Below are 2,174 nucleotides of genomic sequence, written 5' to 3' on the forward strand. Positions count from 1 at the left end.
CGACGAGCCCGCCTGGACCGGGCACGCGACGGGCGTGCTCGCCCCGGCGGGCCACCCGGAACCGCTACCGCACGACTCCGAGGCGCTCGCGGTGGGGACCAATGGCGCGTGGCCGCCCGCTGGGGCTGATGTCCCGGCGGCGGGAGCCAATGGCGCGTCCTTGCCCCACGGGGCCGGCACCCCGGCGGCAGCGACCAACGGTGCGCGGTCCGCCCCGCCCGCAGCCGGACCGGGGCCGGGCGCTGAGCTCGTGCTGCCCGACGGCGCCGCGCCCGACGGCTTCGGCCTGCACCCCGCGCTCTGGGAGGCGCTGCTGCCGCACCCCGCCCGCTGCGCCGACGTCGTCCTGCACGCCACCGGGGCGACCGCGCTGCGGGTGCGCGGGACCTCGCCGCTCTTGGCGGTCGACGGCGCGGGCGACCCGGTCGTGTCGGTGGGGGGTGTCACCCGAGCGGCGGCGTCCCCGCGCGCCGTCACGCGGGGGTCGCTGTTCGAGGTCGTCGAGGTCCCCCTGGCCGCCCCCGCGCCCCCCGGCCCGTCCACCGCCATGTCCACCGCCCTGTCCGCTGACCTGCGCGGGGCCACACCCGCCGAGGCGCTCGACGTGCTCCAGCGCTTCGCCGCGAGCGACGCGCCCCGCCTGGTCGTGCGCACCGACCGCCCCGACGACCCGTGGCAGTGCGCCGTGCGCGGCCTGGTGCGGTCCGCGCAGGCCGAGGAACCCGGCCGGATCCTGCTCGTCGTCCAAGACGGCGACGGCCCCGAACCGCCGCCCACCACGCGGGAACCCGAGGTGGTCGTCCGCGACGGGTCGCTCCGCGTGCCGCGCCTGCGCCGCACCGCGCCCCGCCACGACGGCGTGCGCGCCCTCCCCGACACCGTCCTGATCACCGGCGGCACGGGCGCGCTCGGCTCCACCCTGGCCCGCCACCTGGCCGCCGGGGGAGTGCGGACCCTCGTGCTCGCCAGCAGGCGCGGCCCCGCCGCGCCCGGCGCGCCCGAACTGGCCGCCGACCTCGCGGGACTCGGCGCGCGCGCCCACCTGGTCGCCGCCGACCTCTCGGACCGGGCCGCGCTCGCCGCGCTGTTCGCCGAGCTCCGACCCGGCGGCGTCGTGCACACCGCGGGCGTCCTGGACGACGGCGTCCTGTCCGCCCTCACCCCCGCCCGGCTGGACGCCGTGCTGGCGCCCAAGGCGCTGGTGGCCGCCCACCTGGACGAGCTGACCCGCGACGGCACCACGACGCTGTTCGTGCTGTTCTCCTCGGCGGCGGGCGTGCTCGGCACCCCCGGCCAGGCCAACTACGCGGCGGCGAACGCCTTCCTGGACGGCCTGGCCGCACGACGGCGGGCGGCGGGGCTGCACTCGCTCTCCCTGGCCTGGGGGCCGTGGCGCTCCGGCATGGCCGCCGGGGTCGACGCCTCCCGCGCCGGGCTGCACCCGCTGGACGACGCCGAGGCCACAGCCCTGTTCGACGCCGCCCTCGCCGACGGCCGCCCGCTGCTGGCGCCGCTGAGCCTGGCCGCGACGCCGCAGGACGCGGACGTGCCGCCGCTGCTGCGCCAGCTCGTGCCCGTGCGGCGCAGGAGCGCCCGCGCCGAGGTCGCCCCGGACCCGGTCGATCGGCTGCGCGGGGCCGCCGACCACGAGCTGCCGGAGCTGCTGCTGACGCTCGTGCGCGCCGCCACCGCCACCGTCCTCGGCCACCGGGGGCCGGAGTCCGTCGACCCGGACGAGCCCTTCTGGGACACCGGGTTCACCTCGCTCACCGCCGTCGAGCTGCGCAACCTGCTGGCCGAGCGCACCGGCGTGCGCGTCACCGCCGCCGCGGTCTACGAGGAGCCGACCCCGAGGGCGCTGTCCGCCCACCTGCGCGCCGCGCTGCGCGCGCCCCACCCCAGCGGGACGGTCTGACGTGTACGACACCAACACCTACCTGGCCCGGCTCGGCGTCGAGGTCACCCGCCCCGACCGGGCCGCGCTGACCGCGCTGCACCGCGCCCACCTGCGGGCGCTGCACTACGACAACACCGCCGCCGCCACTCAGGACGGTCCCGTTCCCGACAACCTCGCCGACCTGGACGTGGACGCGACCTTCGACGGGCTCGTCACGGCCGGGCGGGGCGGCATCTGCTTCGAGCTGAACCTGCTGTTCCACCGGCTGCTCACCGAC

2 protein-coding genes are annotated in these 2,174 nt (G+C 78.8%); both read left to right on the forward strand.

The genetic code is table 11. The features are described 5' to 3' along the window. Positions 1-1,915: type I polyketide synthase (locus tag ACTUAL_RS31850; RefSeq protein WP_440902822.1), on the forward strand; the 1,915-nt coding region annotated here is incomplete at its 5' end. A gap of 1 nt (position 1,916) precedes the next feature. Beyond that, the coding region (locus tag ACTUAL_RS31855) for an arylamine N-acetyltransferase (protein WP_440902823.1) at positions 1,917-2,174 on the forward strand (258 nt) is incomplete at its 3' end.

It is taken from the genome of Actinosynnema sp., assembly GCF_052038725.1.